We start from the raw sequence: 19,473 nt of genomic DNA, 5'->3' as shown, positions 1-19,473 counted from the left end.
CATCAACGTAAAGCGTTATCCTTAATGGCTCCGGCGACCGGAGGGTCAAGGCTAATCTAAATGGGTAAAACCCGGCGGACGGCCGAAGCGATCAATCCTGAGACATCGATCCGATTGCTGTCGTGGCCGATCGTGTTGCAGGTCACAATTTCACCCGCGCCGGCTTGCTTCAATTCCGCGTAAGCATTGTCTGCAAATACCGCGTGGATGCCGATGCAAATCGGCGCGTGCAGGCCAGCCGCCCGGACATGCCCAACCGTTTCGATCATCGTACGCGCGGTCGAGATGATATCGTCCACCAGAACAGGCGTTCGGTCGTGCCATTTGTCGACCTCGGGAACAGTAACTTCGACGTCGCGGTCTCCTCTTCTCGTCTTTTCCAAGACGACGAACGGCGCCCCGGCATCCGCCGCAACAGCAGCAACCCATTGTTCACTTTCGCTGTCGGGACCGATCAACAAAGGTGCTGAAACCGCTCCTCTTATCCATTCAGAGACCAACGGGGCCGCATGCACCGTGGCACTCGGCACCGAATAAATTTCGTCAAGTGAACTGCGCCGGTGGAGATGAGGGTCTACTGTGACAAGCCAATCAATCCATGACGAGAGGACTTTGGCGAAATAGATGGACGACACCGCTTCTCCCAGATTGAACCTCTTGTCCTGGCGCATATAGGCGAGATACGGCGCAACAAGCCCGACTTTCGACGCACCAAGTTCCTTTGCCGTCCCGGCGGCGAATATCACCGGCAGAACCTTTTCGTCGGGACGATCCAGCGAGGCTACAATGATGACTTCTCTTCCATCGACGGGCGTTTCATATCGGAAATAGGACTCACCGTCGGGAAAGCGACGCACAACGAGCTTTCCGATCTCGCCTCCGATTTCTGCGGCAAGCGAATGGGCAACCACTTCATTCCCGGGCATGGGGTACACGACGGCACTCATACGGGCACTCCGATATCGAAGATGGGCGGGTGATGCTCGATGTAATCCAGCGCATAAGCCAATTCACCCGGCGTCTCGGCGTGAAGCGTGAAAAGCGGCGTTCCCTTCTCCACCTGGTCCCCGGGCCGTGTGTGCAATTGCACACCTGCCGCTTTCGCGTCCGGCGCACCCGCAAGTTTCGCCGCCATGGCCAGACGACGGTTGTCGAGGCCTAGAATTTCGCCGGAAACGTCTGCGTCAATTACCCGTCGTTGGGATGAAACAGGCGGCGTCCGCATACCCCCTTGCGCCTCGCATATCGCCTGAAACTTGGCCCATGCCGCGCCACTATCCAGAGTTTCTTCGGCTCTCTGAAAGCCCATGCCGGAGCCAGCAGCACCCGACAACTCGAGCAAAGCGGCCGCGAGCGCGACCGATCGCGCCCTAAGATCATGCGGCGCGTCCGGCTTTCCCTTCAACACGGAGAGGACATCCAAGGCTTCCAGAGCGGGCCCGATCCCGTTCCCAACCGGTTGCCGCCCATCGGTCTGTAAAACAGTCGACTTCAGGCCAATCTCGGAAGCCACAGCGGTCAAGTTTTCGCTGAGGGATTGCGCATCCTTTTCGCTTCGCACCTTGGCCGTCGGCCCGACAGGAATATCGAGAACGAGGTGCGTTGATCCTGCGGATAGTTTCTTCGATAGCACCGACGCAACGAGTTGCCCTTCCCCATCGATGTCCAAGGCCCTTTCGACCCGGATCAGGATGTCATCCGCCGGGCTGAGGGAAACAGCGCCTCCCCAGACGATACACCCGCCTTCACGCTCGACCACGCGCCGCATTGCATCGATGTTAAGATCGACCGGCGCCAGCGTTTCCATCGTGTCCGCTGTACCGGCGGGTGAAGTGATTGCCCTGGAAGACGTCTTGGGCATGGTCAGCCCACAGGCCGCCATGATTGCGACCACGATTGGGGTGGTTCTATTTCCGGGTAGACCACCGACGCAATGTTTGTCGACAATCGGTGAGGTTCCCCAGTCCAAAGTGTCTCCGACGGAGACCATGGCGCGGGTCAAGGCAACAATTTCCCGCCGTTTCAACCCGTGCGATGAACAGGCGGTGATGAAAGCGGAGACCTGAACGTCGGAATAGCGGCCTGCCACAATATCCTGCATGACCTCTTCCAAACCTGTGTCCGAAAACTCCGAACCGTAGACTTTCGCACGAACGAGGCTCAGGGAGTCCGGCGGGCGGGGATGCCCGATCGCCACCATGTCGCCTTCCTGGGCATCTAATCTGCCCCAAGCAGCTTCTGACAGCCCCGCCTCTCCTTCCGCCAACAAATCGCCTTTCACGCGGTTCAGCGTGGCGATGATCGATCGGTCGCCGGCAGTCACGCGGACACGGGCCATGGCGGCAAACCCTTCCGCGCGGCAGACGTGGCAATCGCTCCGCATATAGATAACCGCTTCCTGCTGCGTATCGATCCCAAGGCGCTTCAGGCGCAAGGAGTTTGTAGCTGTATCTTTCACGCGACGTCCTACTTCCAGCGTCTTATCCACGGCTCAATCAAGCGTGGCCTGGTCGCCATACTCGGGCACGACGCAGGGCCACTGCAATTCATCGGAGATGCGAACGCGCAGCGCTTCGGAAGCATCCGGCTCACCATGGGTGATGTAGGTCCGTTTAGGAGGCTGCGTGAAATTGCCGAGCCAGGTCAGGATTTCGTCCGCATCGGCATGCGCGGACAGCATGGAGAGGTTCGCGATCTCCGCGCGGATGGGAATATGCCGTCCATGTATTTTCACCGACTTTACACCTGCCACCAAGCTGGCGCCGCGCGTTCCGCCGGCCTGGAACCCCGTAAACAACACCGCATGCCGTTCATCCGGCGCATAGAACTTCAGGTGATGAAGTATCCGCCCGCCTGTCGCCATACCGCTTGCCGATATGATGATCTTAGGCATCGGGTTTTCATCAAGCGCTTTCGATTCCTCCGCTTCTCTCACGTAGGTCGCGACGTTGCACGCCGCGCGACACTCTTCGGCAGTCAGCCGGTGTTCCTTCATGTGGCGGCAGAAAACCTCGCTGGCGCTGACAGCCATGGGGCTGTCCAAGAACACCGGGAGGTCTGGTATACGTTTCGACGCCTTGAGCCGCTGCAGATGAAACAGGATCGACTGGGCGCGGCCGACAGCAAAAGCCGGAATCAGGACGGTTCCACCTCTGGCAGCCACCCTTGAGATCGTTTCGGCCAAAGCGTCCTCTACGTTCACCCGATCATGAAGGCGATTTCCGTAGGTCGACTCCATGATGAGATAGTCCGCGCCGCGCACGATCGTCGGATCCACCATCGTCGCGCTGTTCGGGCGCCCGATATCGCCGGAAAACAGTAGTGATCGACCGCCGAATGACACACGGACGAACGCAGAGCCAAGAATATGCCCCGCCGGCAGGAATCTTATTTGAAGCGCATCAATGACTTCGGTGTCGACCTCGTATGGGCATGCGCGGAAGTGGCCAAGGCAATTCCGCGCATCCCTTTCAGTATATAGGGGGGCGGCCGGCCGGTGTTTGGAGAAGCCGTGTCGATTGGCAAATTCCGCGTCGCGTTCCTGCAGATGACCGCTGTCCGGCAGCAGGATCCCACACAATTCAGTCGTCGCAGAGGTGGCGTAGACAGGTCCCTTGAACCCATTCCTGACCAAGAGAGGAAGATATCCCGAGTGGTCAAGGTGCGCATGCGTCAGGACCACGGCGTCAATCTCGCTCGGCTCGATTGGCAGCGGGGCCCAGTTCTTCTGACGCAGCTTCTTGAAACCCTGAAACAGGCCGCAATCGACAAGCACCCGCTGGCCACCAAATGTAAGCAGATACTTTGATCCGGTGACGGTGCCGACACCTCCAAGGAACGTGAGCTGCGCTGTCATGACTGACTCCGAATGAGTATTTACATGAGAAGCATCGCTCTGGAGAGGTTTTAACCTTTCCGCGAGGCGAAGAAGTTGTATAGCGGCCCGAACACCAGCGCGACGTACCACCCGTATGCAACGCTCTCGACGAGGCCCAGGAAGAAGCTCGGCCAAGTGAGCCAGGTAAAGCCCGGCAACAGGGGCTGCCAGACCCGGTACATAGCGTGATCGGGGAACAAGAGATCGAACCCCACGCAAAGGATGAACGTGATTCCGAGAAACAGCCCAAGGCTCATTCCAAGAACGAAGACCGGCAACCTTGCGGAATTCGTTTTCAAGGATAGGGACGTACCCGACCGCGATAACGGATTTGATGCTTCAGACATTGTTTGCCTCCAGTTTCGGCACCGACCCATCAGCCTGCGGTCCGACATACAAATCAGGGGCAGCTTCGAAGACTTCACGGCATTCCCGAGAGCAGAAGTAATAAACGGACCCATCGTGAACGCTGGGTTTGGCGCTCTCCGTCCGGACCGTTTTCTTGCAGACGGGGTCGGTATCCTCTTCAGGCGGATACCACTTCAGGTTTTCCCCCTTCTCGTTGTCCGGCCCGTGATGTTTACGGGCATCGGAACGACCATGCCCGTGGCCCATGACGTGGCTGCCGCATCCCATGCGCATCATGAGGAATATGAACACGCCCCAAATGACGAAATAAACCAGTGCTTCCATTTAGCCAGCACTCCCTTAATTGTCTTCCCGCCGAGACTCTTAAGCGGAAACACCGTGAAGATGCCCCCTCCGGCAACCGGAGGGTCAAGGGAGAAATAAGATGAATGCGTTTCACGGTCTCCGTCGCGGTTGTGTGAAAGATGGCCCTCGCAAGAGACAAGGCGACAGGGAACGGCGACTGACCAGCAGATGCTTCCAGCATTGTCACAAACGAAAGCCGAAAACAAAGGCGGAGAGCTCACTCGCAACGGAATGAGGCTCCCCGCCATCATAGTTTCAAAACAGGATGCGGGTATTTCGTCGCAGTCGGCGCCTTATTGAGCAGGCTGCATCCATCCCGTATGGCGATCGACTTCGAATTTCTGAACGACCTTGTCGTCCTTGTTCACGATTTCGACTTCGATGGTGTCGCCATCTTTTTCAGTGACCTTGCCGAGCTTGATGTCCTGGTTGCCGGTCCATACCAAGCGGTGCTCCATCATGTGTTTCACTTCGTCGGCCTTCAGGTCCCGGCGCAGGATCTGCATCCGGCCCCAGCCACCCATCATGGGCATTTGGCCGCCCATCATGCCGGATCCCATCATGGGCATCTGGCCCATCATGCCGCAGCCACTCATCATGGGCATCTGCCCCATCATGCCGTAGCCACCCATCATGGGCATCTGGCCACCCATCATACCGGGACCTCCCATCATGGGCATTTGGCCACCCATCATACCGGGACCTCCCATCATGGGCATTTGGCCGCCTATCATACCGGGACCACCCATCATGGGCATCTGACCCATCATGCCGTAGCCACCCATCATGGGCATCTGAGACTGGTTGCCAGATGACGCAGCCGGACCGTGGGCGTAGGCCGTTTCAAATGATGCAACGCTGAACACAACGGCGACCGCGATCGCCACAATGATCTTCCGTGAACTCATCTTCCTCACCCTTTCATGATTGCGGGTTTGCGAATACTGAAGATGCGGACGCTACTCATTCTAGCGTCGCGAACACATGACCTAGGTCAACTCCCCTGGGCTATTCATCCAAATGCGGTAAATTCACCGTGATCGCATGTCGCTTAGGCTCCAACGGCATCCGGAGCGTGAGAAGCAATTACTTTGGTCGCGCCCCGGTCCGGATACCATTAACTAAAAAGTACCGGGCACTCTCGGCGGCATTTGTTTCTGAGAATAATGTAGATGAGATGGAGTGTGCCAAGGCCCGCCAACAAGCAGAAAAAGGATATATAAGCATAGCTTAGGAACAAATAGACTGCCGTGACGATGACGATGAGTGTCACCGCGAACAACCGCACGTGTAGATATGTCGAGAGCAGAGGCGGCAGGACAATAAGCAAAAGATAGACGGCGTAGGTCGTCGGGCGTGGCACCAAATAGTCCAAGAACATCGTGTCTTCATAAGCCAGCGATCGGTTGTTGACGCTGACATTGATCCAATCAGGATTCAGCAGGTGCGGCATGAAGAGAATGCTGCCGAGGCCAACGCCGACGACTACGAAAATATAAAACCATCTTTTACGCCGGCTTTCCGGGGGCTCCAAAACGTATACGGAGAGCGGAATCCACGCAGGCCACATAAACCACGAAAAGAACATGAAGCCGAGCGCGGCCCACCAGACCATTGTCGGATCGCCGACATTCAATCCCATCCAGACATGCCCCTCGAACAACTGCTGGACGCCAGCCATCGCGGGCATCAACGCGAAGGGGAGGTAACGCCTGTTCAACGCCACGGCCTTATAGGTCGCGAAACCGCCGCCGGCGATCAACACGCCGCCGGTCGCGAAACTCACGGCTTCAGAAAAACACATCTCTCGCGCGGGCCATTTCAGATCATGCTCATAAGTTCAGTCCTCAATGTATATCTGTCACGCGCCGCCATGTGAAATGCTCATAGACCCCGGACCAATAGGCGCCGAACATGACGGCGAAAAGAAGCTCCTCAATGGGCATGCCGTAAATCAATATTCCGGACAGTGACTCAAGATTCCAAACCTTGCCGATGTAACCAGGTGACAGCCACTCCAGTCCGGCAAGAAAGACTAGGTAATAGACAAGGAACAACACGCCTCCGACCCAAGTTTTGGAAATCAGGTCGCGTCGACAGAGCATCGTCGAAACGGCGCCCAATGCCATGGCGACGATCGCCGGATAGATGGGGTTCCACTCCATCAGATAGAGGACAGGGAACACAAGGAACGGCGTCGCCACGGCCCAAAAATGAAACCGATGACTTGCGAGCCGGCGCGCCATCGAACTCATTCGTCCGTGACTTTTTCCCGTCAGGATGTTGTACGAAACCGCGCCGACCCCGCCGATGCCAAAGCAGAAAATGAGGCTTTCGATATCGAACCCCGTCCGTTGCGCGAGATCGAAGAGACTGGGTGGGTTCCAATACTCAGGCACGAACAAGGGCTCCGTCAAACCGAACGGTGTCGTAAACAGGCTCGCCCAAAGAATTACTCTGCGATGGGCCGGGAACGCGCCAAAAGCCACCATCCACGGAACAAGGAATGCGGACGCCCAGACAAACCACACGAATTTTTCCGGCACCAGCTCATGCATGACATGCCTCCTTCTGCTACACCTCCTGGAACACGATAAAATCGAGGTAGCGCATTAAATGGATTCCGACCAACCGAAATCTTCCGTCTCGCGCATTTCGACGCTGCAGATTCTCGTGGTGATGGTGCTTTGGGCGTCGTGCTTTCCGCTCATCACGGCCGGGATCGGGTTCTCGCCGCATTTGACCTTCGCAGCCTTGCGCGCGGTTATCGCGGGCGCAGCGCTCATGATCCTCGCGGCCGCACTTCGCCGCCCTCTTCCCGACACCGGAAGGGATTGGGCCATCATCACCTTTATCGGCCTGGGCGCAACGAGTCTTGGGTTCCTCGGCATGTTCCATGCCGCCGAATTCGTGACGCCGGGTGTCGCAACGGTTATCGCCAATACGCAGCCGCTCATGGCGGCGTTTCTCGCCGCGCTCATGCTGGGTGAAACTGTATCGTTTCGAGGGAAGCTCGGATTGCTGTTGGGTTTTGTTGGGATCGTGGTGATCGCTGTCCCGCAGTTCTTTTCAACTGGCGGGGAAACCTACGCGCTCGGCATCGCCTACATTTTGCTGGCGGCATTCGGGATCACGATCAGCAACGTCTTGATCAAGAAGATCGCCGGCAAGATTGATGTACTGATGGCGATGGGCCTGCAAACGCTTATCGGAAGCGTTCCTCTGGCCGCGGCTGCCTGGTCCTTAGAAGATCCCTGGAAAGTACAATGGACTCCTTCGTTCGTAGCCTCTTTGCTTGGCCTTAGTATTTTCGGCACCGCTCTTGCCTATTACCTCTGGTTTTCGGCGCTCGAACACATCCCGCTCAACCGGGCAAACGCCTTCGCCTTTCTCGTGCCGGTGTTCGGCATCCTGCTCGGCATGACCTTCTTCGACGAGCCGTTCGGGTGGGCGCATTTTATCGGCATCCCGTTGACGATCGTCGGCGTGACTTTGGTAAACAAGTCAGGTGATTCGGTTTCTCTCAACAAAGACCAGGCCACATCGTCGTCTGCCAACTAAATTTGATTCCGCCTCATCTCAATCCCTTCGGCTCGCAAACGCAGCGTTCGTCCGTGTTTGCTCGTCATGCTGCCCTGATCGATTAATCTTCCATCATTCTCTCCAATCTTATCCTTGACCCTCCGGTGACTGGAGGCCCTATGTTGGCAACCATCGGAGAATCCAATGGAATGGAGTGACTTCGATGATCGGCATCCAGACAGATTTCTACTCCGGCCTTATTCCGCCCATCCCAACGGTCGGGACAGAGGCTGCGGTTGTCCCAGCAGCGCCTCTGGCCGCAGATCAGGCGGATCGCCTTGATCTTCTGGAAAGTGAGGCGAGGGGCATCGAGGGACCGGAGCGTCGGCCGCAGTTCGCGACGTTCGTCAGAGACCCGGAAATCGTAAATCAAATATTGGAAGATACTCAGGGCCTTGACCGCTATCGGCAACGCCAGGAAGAGCTCCTGCGGCAAGCCTCCCTTGTCACCGACGCCTATGAACGTTCGGTCTTCATTTCGATGATCGACCCTGGTCGGGCCATGACGGTTCTTGGAACTAGAGAAGACATGAAGCTGATAGAGTCCTAAAGAGATGTCAGCTCTACGATGCCCAAGGCAACAGTGGAGTTCTCTGCGAACACAGAACGAGGGGAGGTTCGGATGGGCGCCGCAGTGAGCATATCGTTTTTTCTGGTCATCACGACTTTCCTCCTGCATTACGCCGTCTTTCGATGGCTGTCCGGCGGGATGTCGAACATTGCGATGACGGCGGAGCAGCGGATTCTGATCATTTGGCTGCTGACGCTCTTCGCCCATGTCGTTGAAGTCGCCCTATATGCAGCGGCCTATGCCTTCGGAGAACGAACGCTTGAGATCGGCAGTCTAGACGGCCTTCAGATCGTTGGGCCGTTGGACTATTTTTATTTCTCGATTGTCGCCTATACCTCCCTCGGCATGGGCGACATCGTGCCGTCGGATCACTTGCGCTTCATCACAGGAATCGAGACCCTGAACGGCCTGTTGCTGATTGCTTGGTCCGCATCATTCAATTATATCGCCATGGTAAAATTTTGGTCCTGGCAGACCTGTGTGGAACCCGTTTGGCGCAAGCTAAAGTGAACCTAGCCGTTAATTGGTCACTTCAAGAACAGCCACCTAGTACAGCTATTTGGTGCTTTAAAGCGTACGAATACACGCTCCTGACCTTCGATCGCGCGACACTTTCGTGTAGCTGGGCAGAAATGTCACACGAAGGCGTTTCTAACAGAAAACACGGTAAAATCAGGCAGATGAATGGTCATCGCTCAAACACTTCGAGTGATCGGCCAAGACCTCGATGATTTTGCATTCCGCCACCTTGCCGCCGCTACACTGGTTGATCATGCGCTTGAGTTCACGCTCCATAGACCGAAGGCGCGCGAGTCGTTCCTGAACGTGACCGAGGTGTTTGCGAGCGATGATGTCTACTTGCGCGCATGACTGATTGGACTGACCGCAGAACGACAGCAATTGGCGGATATTGTCCAAACTGAACCCCAGTTGTCGGCAATGACGAATGAAAACCAGCCGAGATGCTTGATCTTCGGAGTAGATGCGACGGTTGCCCCTGGTCCGTCTTGGCTCCGGCAACAGTCCGATTTTCTCGTAATGGCGGATGATCTGGACCGTACATCCGGCACGCTCAGCCAATTCCCCAATGGAGGTGCTTTCAACGGTCATCAGTTTTTCCTATTGCTCCTACAACGATTGTAGATTGTAGCATCTGCGGATCGACGAATGCAAAGCGGCGGACAGTTTCAATGAACGTGCCCACCACGGATTAAAGGAGCCGATCCATATGAGTGCCAATTGTTGCGGAGATACTGCCAAATTCGATGGAGTTTCAAAGGATTTCAAACGTGCGCTATGGGTTGTTATCGCGATTAACGGCTCAATGTTCTTCGTCGAAATGGCCGCGGGCGCTTTTGCTGGGTCGAAAGCCTTGCAAGCAGATGCGCTCGACTTTCTTGGTGACACCGTAACCTATGCAATCAGCTTATTTGTCATCGGCATGTCTCTCAGAATTCGGGCAATGGCAGCGCTCGCGAAAGGGTTCAGTCTCGGCGCTATGGGGCTTTGGGTGTTCGGCTCAACAGCATATCAGGTCCTAATTCTGGGTATGCCTTCGGCGACAATCATGGGCGCAATCGGTTTCATGGCGCTGGCCGCCAATATTATCAGTGTCCTCTTTTTGAGGCGATTTAAAGACGGGGATGCGAATGTCCGCTCTGTCTGGCTTTGCAGCCGAAACGATGCCATCGGAAACGTGGCTGTTATGTTGGCAGCGGCAGGTGTCTGGTTTACCGGCACTGCATGGCCCGACCTTATCGTCGCCGCCCTCATGGCCGGGCTGTTTCTTTGGTCGGCAACGCAGATTGTCCTTCAGGCAAGATCGGAGTGGACCAGCACGCAGGCCGGCCAAACGGCACTTGGAAAACATGAGAATAAGAATATCGACGAGTGCCAAAGGAGAGATACCAAACAGGAGGCTGGATAGCTTTGAAGTTGCTATATGCGCACTGGTTAGATTTCGAATTGACGAGGTGCGTATCGAAGCCGTTGGTTTTCCTGTTGGTGGCGCAGGCGCTGAACAGAGGTGCTTTAAATGAAAAAGCTCGGGGGAGGCGTTCTGCACCGTCTTTTTTTACGATTCGATCAGTCCTCCAGAAGCGTCAAAAGGCATCGGCCATATCGATTGTAAATTAGAGACAACGATGGCCGGGAGGTAAGGAGTGAAGAAATGGATTGGCACGACATTGCCCAGACTAATCTTCGGTAATCGCTGCCGGCAGACCGGCTTGCATACACTTTCACCGTTTTTCCTGGCGGCAGGGGCGACGGCTGGCGACCAGGTGACTAAGTGGATCATCCTTACCAGAGTGATGGACCCGCCGAGAGTGATCGAGGTGACCTCTTTTTTTAACCTGATGTTGACCTTCAACACCGGCGTAAGTTTCGGCATGTTCCAGGATTTTTTTGCCTCCCGACCAGGAACACTGGCTCTTCTCTCCCTTGCGATCGCCAGTCTGCTGATGACCTGGGCATTAAGATCCCGCTTGCCGGGAGAGCGCAGAGGACTGGCCCTGGTTGCGGGCGGAGCACTCGGCAACATCATCGATCGTTGGCGACTAGGTGCTGTAACCGATTTCCTCGATTTTCATTGGCAAGGACTGCACTGGCCTGCTTTCAACGCTGCCGATGCTTTCATATTCATCGGCGCGTTTTTGATTTTGACGTCGACGTTCCTGAATGGCACGAAAAATAAGGGTTAAGGGGGCATCATGCCGGAGCTTAAGCAGAACAAACGAAATGCTGGCTTTGCTTCCATACCGAACTTCCCCATAGCCCTGACGAGAATTTTTGGTTGGGCCATCATCGGCGTACTTGCCGCCTTTCTATTCAATAATTTCCTGACTAATTGGCTTGGATGGCCTGGCGTCAGGATTTTGGCCAACCCGTCCACTGGCGGCCACGACCCCCGCATCTGGTTACAGGTGGCCATCTACGCTGCCGCCGTACTGGCCGCCGCCGCCCATGTCGCACGCACCAGGGACCGCAGCCTTAGAACCGACCACCAGCGGGTCTTTGGGCTCAATGCCGTGCTCATCCGCGCCGGGTTCTGGGCCGTTCTGTTGATCGGTCTGGTAGACTTCACTCTTGCCTTTCTGAAGGGCGAGCAACTCCTGATCGGCCTGGTCGGCGCGCCGCTGGCAGATACTCTGGGGCGCGCGGAATTGCGCGGTGCCTATGTACACATGCCCTTGGTCGCAATCGGGCTCGCCATCGCGCTTCGCACACGGGTCCTGGCGCTACCTTGGCTGGTCCTGATGATCGTCGTCGCCGAACTACTAATCGTGCTGTTCCGCTTCGAGTTTTCCTACGAACAGACCTACATGGGCGATCTGGTCCGCTTCTGGTACGCGGCCCTATTCATGCTGGGCTGCGCCTACACCCTTTATGAGGATGGCCATGTGCGGATTGATCTGCTTTACGCGGAAGCAAATCCCCGCTGCCGCGGGCTGGTCAACTCCATCGGTGCCCTGGTGCTCGGTATGCCGTTCTGCTGGTTGATCCTGAGCGTCGGCACGGCAGGCCGCACCGGCATCCTCAACAGCGCCCTGCGAACCTTCGAGATCGAAGGCGTCGGCGACGGCATGTACATCCTCTACCTGATGACCGTACTGGTTGGGGTGTTTGCGGTCACGCTCATCATTCAATTCGTCAGCATGATGTTCGGCGGGATGGCCGACGTGCTGGGAGAGCCCGCGCCAACGGGCAGCGCTGGGGGGGGCTGAGGATGGAACTCTTCTTCCTCGTCCTACTGGTCGTGATGTTGGCCGTCGCCCTCGGCTCGGGCTTTCCCGTCGCATTTGCCATTCCGGGTTCGGCGATCGTCGCCGTCGGCCTGGCCGCGTTCGCCGGCCTGGCGGTTACCGGAAACCCGGATGCATTCTTTATCCACGGCGGTGGCCCTAGCGAATGGCTGTCCGCTGGAGCGATGAACATTCGGGGAATTTATAACAATGATGGGACGGATGTGTTGATCGCCGTGCCGTTGTTCATCTTCATGGGCCTGATGCTGGAAAAGTCGCGCGTCGCCGAAGACCTTCTCGTTGCCATGGCGCGTCTGTTTGGCACGGTGCGTGGCGGGCTCGGCGTCTCGGTCGTCCTGGTCGGCGCTTTGCTGGCGGCAACCACCAGCGTGATCGGCGCGACGGTAATCGCCATGGGCATGATTTCGTTGCCGACCATGTTACGGAACCGCTATTCCAAGCCCATGGCGACGGGCATTGTCGCAGCCACGGGCACGCTGGGCCAGATCGTCCCACCATCCATCGTCTTGCTAATCCTGGTCCACCAACTGACCACCGCCGTCAACGAAGCCAACGCCGCCCGGCGGGCCCTGTACAAAACCGTGACAGGTGACCTGCTGATGCCGAGCCCGTTCGATGTGCCATCGGTCAGCGCAGGCGAGATGTTCATGGGCGCTCTCGTGCCGGGATTGGTCCTTATCGCCCTCTATGTCCTCTATATCCTCGTCGCGGCCTATCTGCGGCCAGACCTGGCACCGGTGCACAGGCATACAGATACCTCTGGCAAGAATGCCGTTGCGGCGCTGCTCATCGCCCTGGCCCCACCCCTGACCCTTATTCTTTTGGTTCTTGGTTCGATCATCACCGGTGTCGCCACGGTCAATCAGGCCGGTGCCGTCGGTGCCGCCGGGGCGGCCATGATGGCTGGATACCGCCTGCGTGAAGGTCAGCGTGATGCCTTCTGGCCGACCCTACTGGCCATCTCTGCCCTGGTTGCGCTCGGCATCATCAATGCCTTTTTCCACGTCAATCTACGAAAGATCGAAGGCACAGCGGACATTGTGGGCATTGTGCTCGCCGCGGTCGCCTCAAGCGCACTCGCCATCGCCCTCGGTTGGAGCCTCTGGCGCACATGGGCAACCGGCGGCACCTTAAAGCGTGTGTTGGAGGACACGACCAAGACGACCTCATTGGTGTTCGCCATCCTGATCGGTGCGGTCATGCTGACAGCAGCATTCCGGGGGTTCGGCGGCGAGGACCTGGTGCGTGATTTTATGCGTGGCCTGCCGGGCGGGTTTTGGGGTCAGTTCGCGGTCTCTATGATCATCATTTTCGTCCTCGGATTTTTCCTCGACTTCCTGGAAATCACCGTGGTTGTCGTCCCGATCATCGCGCCGATTCTGCTGACCGACCCCGCGGCAAACGTCGCCGCTGTCTGGTTCGGTGTTATGATCGCGCTGAACATTCAGACCTCGTTTCTGACGCCTCCCTTCGGTTTTGCACTCTTCTACTTGCGCGGGGTCGCGCCGAAAGGCGTCCGTACGCTCGACATCTACAAGGGCGTTGTGCCCTTTATCGCCATTCAGTTGCTGGTCCTTGGTGTGGTTGCGGCCTATCCGACCTTGGTGACCTATCTTCCGACCCGTGTTTCGCTCGGGGCGGAGACTTCACCGCCGCCAACCAATCCTCGGCTTCAGTACTGCATGGAAGAGTTTGTCAGAGACGAATTTCAAACAAACGGGACGACCATAAGGCAAGCCATCGGCAAAGCCCGGAACATCAATCTGGAGGGACTTCCTTCATCCCTTCAGAACGAACTAATAAGCAGCTTCGAGAAAGCAGAAAATGCGTTTCCGACGATGAAACAAATCACCGAAACCGCTGCGGCGATACACACGGCGGCGCAGACCTACCGGCCGGTCCACGACAGGGTGCGGCGGATCGAACGCGATATTCGGCGGATCGATAAGAAGATCGAGCAAAACCGGGCTATCGCTTCCTGGGCCAGTAGGGCTGCCTCGTCCGAGGAAGGCCAGCGGGCAGAAGAGCGCATAAAGGCTCTGACAAAGGAACGCGCCGAACTAGCAGCCCGACTTCCGGCAGATTGGACAGATGTGCGGACCGACATGGCGGCTAAGCTAAAAGCTCACCATGACGCACGTATTCGTTATCGGCGAACCGTTGATGCGGCCCATGCCCCCGTGGTCGAAGCGATCCAGGCGATCAATGACGGAGATCTGCTGGAGTCCATCCAAATGGCTTTGCAAGAGTTAAAAGATAATGTCGAGGTGATGCCCGCGGACGATCTGACAGATCGATTGAAAACAGCCTATGGCCAGGCAGCCCTGGTCCACCGTTCCACGGAAATAGATAATGCCTTAACTCAAACGCGCCGGATTTTGCGTGCTGACCCGACCGCTCGCACCGCGATTACTGAAAAGGTTCAAGGCGCACTTGCTGTTGTCGCTAAGGAACGGGTTTGGCGCACCCGCGCGGCGCAAGAAGTCTTGGGCGGCTTAATGGCTTATGAGGTCGCCATCGCGGAAACCATCGGAATCCGGGGGCGTTCGAGGCTTTCAGATCGCGTGGCATTGGAAATTTCCAATTGCGTTGCGACACCCCGGGACATTTATCTGAATTTTTAAGATATCTCGATGTTGAATCGCCGTATTTTGAGCGGGCTTGTTATAGCCTCTGACATCCATAGTTCATCGGAAAATTGATCCGTCTCCGAGGAGTGGTGTTCTAGAGAGTGCGTGTTGGTTTGTCTAAAATACAACGGATAAGATACGATGTGGCAAGCAGTCAAAGAATGGGCTCAACGATGCAAGCGTGACGTTATTGCCTTGTATATCGCAGCTCGCGACCCTCGCACGCCATGGCACGCCAAAGGCATCGCCCTTGCCGTTGCAGTATATGCATTGAGTCCAATTGATCTGATCCCCGATTTTATCCCGGTCTTGGGGTATGTGGATGACCTGCTGCTTTTGCCGCTCGGTATTCTCCTAGCCATTCGTCTTATCCCACCGCATCTGATGATCGAATTTCGGCAGGCGGCCGAATCCGCTTCCCGCCCCGCGTCTCACTGGTCAGTTACCGGCATCGTAGCAGCTATATGGATTGGTGCTGCCGTAGCGTTTTCATGGTGGACATATCAGTGGCTGATCTTAGCCGGTGATGCCCGTTCTTGATCAGAACCACTGCTCACAGACGAGTTCTCAATTGTCTGCTTTTTTAGCCAACCCCGGCCGAAAGTAAGCTTATTGAGATTGATTGTGGTGGAGCTTCAAACAGGAAAGTGACGTAAAAGGATAAACCCCGCGTCATTCCGGGCCGGTCGCTCCGAGCCCGAGGATCGGCATTATGATGTCGATTTTTCCGGCGTGCTCGAACTCCAAAGTCAAAATCAGTTCCTCTCCCTTTCGTAGTTTCTCGCGCAAGTTCATGAGCATGAGGTGCAGCCCGCCCGGGCGAAAGATCACTTCGGCGCCGGGCGCGATTGTGACCTCGTCGCGGCCTTGCATTTGCGCAACACCTTCCGAGACGCTGGATTCATGGATCATCACCATGCCTGCAGCAGGCGACGTAACTTTCAGAAGTTGATCCGGTTTCGTGCCGGTATTACGGATCGTCAAATAGGCGGCACCCGGCCGTGATTGGAGGATAGACGCCCGCGCCCACGGTTTCTCAATGACAATAGAAGCGTCCTCTGCCGACGCGCCGCCTGCCTGTGCCAGCAGAGTGAAGGCGGCAATGAAGGCGAGTAGACTCAATTTAAGTGGGTTCATTTTTGGGGACTTTCGTTTTGTAGGCGTTTTTGGATTTCAATCGCGATTTTCTCCGGCGGGTGAAGGTTTTCCGAGAACACGGCGTCGTACATACCCTCCGGTGTCATCAGGTACATGTATCCCGAATGTCCCATGACATAGCCACCCGGCGCCTCGGCTTTTTCGGTTTTACCGTAAAAGATCCGGAATGACTTTGCGGCCTGCTTAATCTGCTCAGAGGTGCCGGTGAGGCCTACGATGTTTGGGTGGAAGGCTCCGACATATTCCGCCAAGACCTCGGGTGTGTCGCGCTCCGGGTCGACGGTGATGAACAGCGGGGCCAATCTTTTCGCGTCATCCCCTAAAGTATCCAGAACCTGAGCCATGACCGAAAGGGTGGTCGGGCAGACGTCGGGACAAAATGTGAAGCCAAAAAACACCAACTGCCATCGTCCATGGAAGTCCTGCTCTGTGACAGTACGACCGTGATGATCTGTAAGTGTGAATTGGCTTTTGATCATAGCCTGGCCGAGTTGCCGTGCCGTAGGCAATGGTGGTTCCGGTTTAAAGGTACGCCAGCCGGCGATACCGGCCGCCGCCATGGCCGTGATCAGGACAAATCCCCAAGCCGTCCAACGCACAACCCGTAGGCGGCGGCTATCCTTCGATACACGGGTCGAGGTTTCAGACATCGTCTGCCTTACCCTTCTCCTCTGTCTTGGACGAACATTGTCCGCTTCCTCCGCTCATGCACATGCCCAACGCGCACATGGCGACACAAGGAAGCACACCGAGCAAAAGCGGCGCCAAACCTAGCGCGACCACCGTGCCCCAGTTCATGGCCAGACCGCCACCGATGGCGGTGAGCCCGAACAAAATCCAGCCACGGCGTCCGGTAACATAGGGCCAGATCTTGTTGACTGCGCGTTGTGCGACTGAAACCTCGGGCATCGTTTGTTGACCATCCTTCATCGTTCTATCTCCTTTGTTTTTTTGCCTCCGTAATCCGGTCCCGGAACAGGGTTATCAGTTCCGGCGCATCCCATTCCGCGGGGCCGACCAATCGACCCAGTTGCTGCCCGCTTGGGCTGACTAGAAAGGTTGTCGGCAAACCGCCCAACTTCAGGGCACGCATGACCTGTGCATTCTGATCCACGTAGATTTTCAGGTTCTCGATGCCAGTCTTGGCATAGAAATCCTGCACGACCTTTACCCCGGCCCGGTCGATCGAAAGCGGCAAGACATGAAAGTCATCACCGCCCAGAAGGCCCTGCAGGCGGTCAAGCGTCGGCATCTCCTCACGGCAGGGTGGACACCACGTCGCCCAGACATTCAGCAGTACATGTTTCCCCCGGAAGTCCGCGAGAGCCCCGGGCCGGCCGTCTTCGTACACGAATGTGACCTCCGGCATTGGTAGTGGTGCATCGTTCAGGCTAAAGGCCTTCACCGTTCCCGCAGCACTTGCGACGGCAGCCGGCATCACCAAGGATGCCGCCGCCATCAGCGTCATGGCCCGGCGTCGCGTCATGCCGGTCATGGCTTTGCTCCTTTGATTTCTCGCCGCAGGCGATCAACGATGGGCATAAGCCTGCCGTACACGATGTCCTTTGTTACGGCTCCCACGTGTTTGTAGGCGATACGCCCGTCGGCGGAGACAATAAACGTTTCAGGCACGCCGTAGACGCCCCAGTCGATGGCGACACGGCCGTCCAGATCGGCACCCGTCCGTTTGTATGGATCGCCAAGCCGGTTGAGCCAAGCCGAGGCGTCCTCGGGCGTGTCTTTGTAATTTAGCCCGTGGATGGGCACGCCGTTCCGGGCCTGGAGCCCCATCCAGACCGGATGCTCTGCCTTACACGGCAGGCACCAGGACGCGAACACGTTGACGATCGACACCTCGCCAACCAGATCCACCGAGGCTAACCCAAAGGTTCGGCCTTTGACCGGCGGCAGATTGAACTCAGGCACCGGCTTGTCGATCAAGGCCGAGGGCAGCACTTTCGGATCGCGCGTCAATCCCCAACCCAACGCCACGGCCAGGCCCGTGAACACGACAACCGGGCCCCAGAATAAGAGTACTGGTCGGCGCCGTTGTTCGGTCTCAAGAGACAGCTCATTCATGGCGGTTTTCCCCGCCACGGGTGAATAGATACTTGATCAACGCAACCGCGATCAGCAATGCAAGTCCGGCGGCCAGTCCGCCCGCCAGGATCATGCCCCAACCCATGGGACAATCGGTTCCCATCATATTGTTCATTGCTTTTTCGCCCTCCTGGTGACGTCCTGTTGCCGGCGCTGAAAACGGTCCGGCCAGGTACTTTTGATGAAATTGAGTGCGGACCAAATCTCATCGTCCGAAAGGACATCGCCGAACGCCGGCATGTCGCTTTCGTATCCCTCCGGCGCCAACGGTGGGACGATTCCGAACTTGGTTATTCGAAAGAGGTGTTCATCCGGGTGGTGCCAGGTATGACCCGTCCGGTCATGCGGCGGAGCCGGCAGACGGCCATTCGGCAGGCGGATCTGCCAATCGGCCTGCCCTTCCAAATTTTTGCCATGACAACTGGCGCAATGAGTTTGGTAGAGCGCGCGACCCTGGGCAAAATTTCCGCTCTCGGAAGTCTGCGCGGCAACCGTCGGGGAGATCACCCCGACGGCCGCCGCAACCAGCACTAAAGCCTTCGGTTTCAAATCTTCCATCATTCGACCGCGAAGATTTTTACCGGCCCTTGACCGAACTGATAGACGGTAAAGGGCGCGGATTTGGCACCTGACATCCCAGGCGATCCCTGCGGCATGCCCGGAAGAGAAATTCCCTTAATGTCCGGGCGTTCGGCCAGCAGCTTGTCGATGGCGGAAACAGGGACGTGGCCTTCGACCACGTATTTGTCGAGTGCCATGGTGTGACAGCCCGAGAAGTCATCGGGCACACCCATCTCACGCTTCATCAAGGTAAGGTCGTGGGATGCCTTTACCGTCACCTTGAAGCCGTTCTGGCGTAGGTAATCTGCGTAGCTTTCGCAGCAGCCGCACTGCGGGTTCTTGATGAGGGTTGCATCCGGTCGTTCAGCTGCCTGCGAAGGTACGGGAACGGATACGGCGATAAAGGCTGCCAAGGCGGCGCCGAGAAAGGGGATTCGTGTAAACATGATTCTGTCACTTTCCAGAATTTTGGTGGGAGGGACGCCAAACCAATCTCCGGCATCTCGATTACGTAGG

General features: G+C 56.8%; 25 protein-coding genes. 8 read left to right on the top strand and 17 right to left on the bottom strand.

Annotation, left to right across the window (positions count from 1 at the left end):
- Positions 1–56: 56 nt before the first annotated feature.
- The 8 genes from RJ527_14090 to RJ527_14055 form a co-directional block, all read right to left on the bottom strand.
- A complete protein-coding gene (locus RJ527_14090) occupies positions 57–947 on the bottom strand; it encodes a ribose-phosphate pyrophosphokinase (GenBank protein WND75159.1) in 891 nt (296 codons plus the stop codon).
- The gene (locus RJ527_14085; GenBank protein WND75158.1) at positions 944–2,488 is read right to left on the bottom strand and encodes a thymidine phosphorylase family protein; all 1,545 of its coding nucleotides are present in this window, start codon (positions 2,486–2,488) and stop codon (positions 944–946) included. The genes RJ527_14090 and RJ527_14085 overlap by 4 nt, the downstream gene beginning before the upstream one ends.
- 3 nt (positions 2,489–2,491) lie before the next feature.
- On the bottom strand, positions 2,492–3,856 hold the full coding sequence (locus tag RJ527_14080) for an MBL fold metallo-hydrolase (GenBank protein ID WND75157.1): 1,365 nt from the start codon (positions 3,854–3,856) through the stop codon (positions 2,492–2,494).
- A 50-nt stretch (positions 3,857–3,906) separates the two neighbouring features.
- Positions 3,907–4,176, bottom strand: a complete 270-nt coding sequence (locus RJ527_14075; GenBank protein WND75156.1) for a DUF5676 family membrane protein — start codon at positions 4,174–4,176, stop codon at positions 3,907–3,909.
- Between the two features lie 40 nt (positions 4,177–4,216).
- Positions 4,217–4,570, bottom strand: a complete 354-nt coding sequence (locus RJ527_14070) for a YHS domain-containing protein (protein WND75155.1) — start codon at positions 4,568–4,570, stop codon at positions 4,217–4,219.
- Positions 4,571–4,884: 314 nt separating this feature from the next.
- Positions 4,885–5,499, bottom strand: coding sequence for a hypothetical protein (locus RJ527_14065; protein WND75154.1), 615 nt, complete (start codon positions 5,497–5,499; stop codon positions 4,885–4,887).
- 209 nt (positions 5,500–5,708) lie between these two features.
- Positions 5,709–6,377, bottom strand: coding sequence for a hypothetical protein (locus RJ527_14060; GenBank protein ID WND75153.1), 669 nt, complete (start codon positions 6,375–6,377; stop codon positions 5,709–5,711).
- A 61-nt stretch (positions 6,378–6,438) separates the two neighbouring features.
- Positions 6,439–7,149: a lycopene cyclase domain-containing protein gene (locus RJ527_14055; GenBank protein ID WND75152.1), complete on the bottom strand. Its 711-nt coding sequence runs from the start codon at positions 7,147–7,149 to the stop codon at positions 6,439–6,441.
- A gap of 58 nt (positions 7,150–7,207) precedes the next feature.
- Between RJ527_14055 and RJ527_14050 the strand changes: the two genes are divergently transcribed.
- From RJ527_14050 to RJ527_14040, 3 genes are all read left to right on the top strand, one after another.
- Entirely contained in the window at positions 7,208–8,152 is a 945-nt protein-coding gene (locus RJ527_14050) for a DMT family transporter (protein ID WND75151.1), read from the top strand.
- Between the two features lie 184 nt (positions 8,153–8,336).
- Positions 8,337–8,723 carry a hypothetical protein gene (locus RJ527_14045; protein ID WND75150.1) on the top strand — a complete coding sequence of 129 codons (387 nt, stop codon included), beginning with the start codon at positions 8,337–8,339 and terminating at the stop codon, positions 8,721–8,723.
- A 72-nt stretch (positions 8,724–8,795) separates the two neighbouring features.
- Positions 8,796–9,254, top strand: a complete 459-nt coding sequence (locus RJ527_14040; protein ID WND75149.1) for an ion channel — start codon at positions 8,796–8,798, stop codon at positions 9,252–9,254.
- Between the two features lie 162 nt (positions 9,255–9,416).
- On the opposite strand, the gene RJ527_14035 is transcribed toward RJ527_14040, so the two are convergent.
- On the bottom strand, positions 9,417–9,854 hold the full coding sequence (locus tag RJ527_14035) for a helix-turn-helix domain-containing protein (GenBank protein WND75148.1): 438 nt from the start codon (positions 9,852–9,854) through the stop codon (positions 9,417–9,419).
- A gap of 118 nt (positions 9,855–9,972) precedes the next feature.
- Between RJ527_14035 and RJ527_14030 the strand changes: the two genes are divergently transcribed.
- The 5 genes from RJ527_14030 to RJ527_14010 all read left to right on the top strand — a co-directional run bounded on the left by RJ527_14030 (position 9,973) and on the right by RJ527_14010 (position 15,678).
- A complete protein-coding gene (locus tag RJ527_14030) occupies positions 9,973–10,671 on the top strand; it encodes a cation transporter (protein WND75147.1) in 699 nt (232 codons plus the stop codon).
- 235 nt (positions 10,672–10,906) lie between these two features.
- Positions 10,907–11,446, top strand: a complete 540-nt coding sequence (gene lspA / locus RJ527_14025) for a signal peptidase II (protein WND75146.1) — start codon at positions 10,907–10,909, stop codon at positions 11,444–11,446.
- Between the two features lie 9 nt (positions 11,447–11,455).
- On the top strand, positions 11,456–12,469 hold the full coding sequence (locus RJ527_14020) for a TRAP transporter small permease subunit (protein WND75145.1): 1,014 nt from the start codon (positions 11,456–11,458) through the stop codon (positions 12,467–12,469).
- A gap of 2 nt (positions 12,470–12,471) precedes the next feature.
- The gene (locus RJ527_14015) at positions 12,472–15,132 is read left to right on the top strand and encodes a TRAP transporter large permease subunit (protein WND75144.1); all 2,661 of its coding nucleotides are present in this window, start codon (positions 12,472–12,474) and stop codon (positions 15,130–15,132) included.
- A 147-nt stretch (positions 15,133–15,279) separates the two neighbouring features.
- Complete coding sequence (locus tag RJ527_14010; protein WND75143.1) at positions 15,280–15,678, top strand: YkvA family protein; 399 nt, start codon at positions 15,280–15,282, stop codon at positions 15,676–15,678.
- Positions 15,679–15,810: 132 nt separating this feature from the next.
- Here RJ527_14010 and RJ527_14005 read toward each other — a convergent pair whose 3' ends face one another.
- From RJ527_14005 to RJ527_13970, 8 genes are read right to left on the bottom strand one after another with little or no spacing between them, the layout of a single operon-like run.
- On the bottom strand, positions 15,811–16,275 hold the full coding sequence (locus tag RJ527_14005) for a copper chaperone PCu(A)C (protein ID WND75142.1): 465 nt from the start codon (positions 16,273–16,275) through the stop codon (positions 15,811–15,813).
- Positions 16,272–16,946, bottom strand: a complete 675-nt coding sequence (locus RJ527_14000; GenBank protein ID WND75141.1) for an SCO family protein — start codon at positions 16,944–16,946, stop codon at positions 16,272–16,274. Before RJ527_14000 ends, RJ527_14005 begins: the two co-directional genes overlap by 4 nt.
- The gene (locus RJ527_13995) at positions 16,939–17,226 is read right to left on the bottom strand and encodes a hypothetical protein (GenBank protein WND75140.1); all 288 of its coding nucleotides are present in this window, start codon (positions 17,224–17,226) and stop codon (positions 16,939–16,941) included. Before RJ527_13995 ends, RJ527_14000 begins: the two co-directional genes overlap by 8 nt.
- Positions 17,227–17,230: 4 nt before the next feature.
- The gene (locus RJ527_13990) at positions 17,231–17,791 is read right to left on the bottom strand and encodes a TlpA disulfide reductase family protein (protein WND75139.1); all 561 of its coding nucleotides are present in this window, start codon (positions 17,789–17,791) and stop codon (positions 17,231–17,233) included.
- On the bottom strand, positions 17,788–18,375 hold the full coding sequence (locus tag RJ527_13985; GenBank protein ID WND75138.1) for a DsbE family thiol:disulfide interchange protein: 588 nt from the start codon (positions 18,373–18,375) through the stop codon (positions 17,788–17,790). Before RJ527_13985 ends, RJ527_13990 begins: the two co-directional genes overlap by 4 nt.
- On the bottom strand, positions 18,368–18,511 hold the full coding sequence (locus tag RJ527_13980; GenBank protein ID WND75137.1) for a hypothetical protein: 144 nt from the start codon (positions 18,509–18,511) through the stop codon (positions 18,368–18,370). The genes RJ527_13985 and RJ527_13980 overlap by 8 nt, the downstream gene beginning before the upstream one ends.
- The gene (locus tag RJ527_13975; protein WND75136.1) at positions 18,508–18,957 is read right to left on the bottom strand and encodes a c-type cytochrome; all 450 of its coding nucleotides are present in this window, start codon (positions 18,955–18,957) and stop codon (positions 18,508–18,510) included. The genes RJ527_13980 and RJ527_13975 overlap by 4 nt, the downstream gene beginning before the upstream one ends.
- On the bottom strand, positions 18,954–19,403 hold the full coding sequence (locus RJ527_13970) for a DUF411 domain-containing protein (GenBank protein ID WND75135.1): 450 nt from the start codon (positions 19,401–19,403) through the stop codon (positions 18,954–18,956). The genes RJ527_13975 and RJ527_13970 overlap by 4 nt, the downstream gene beginning before the upstream one ends.
- Positions 19,404–19,473: the final 70 nt, after the last annotated feature.

The organism is Thalassospiraceae bacterium LMO-SO8, assembly GCA_031655335.1.
Classification (GTDB): domain Bacteria; phylum Pseudomonadota; class Alphaproteobacteria; order Rhodospirillales; family Casp-alpha2; genus UBA1479.
Note: the sequence above shows the minus strand (reverse complement) of the source record. Positions and strands in the feature narration are given on the sequence as shown.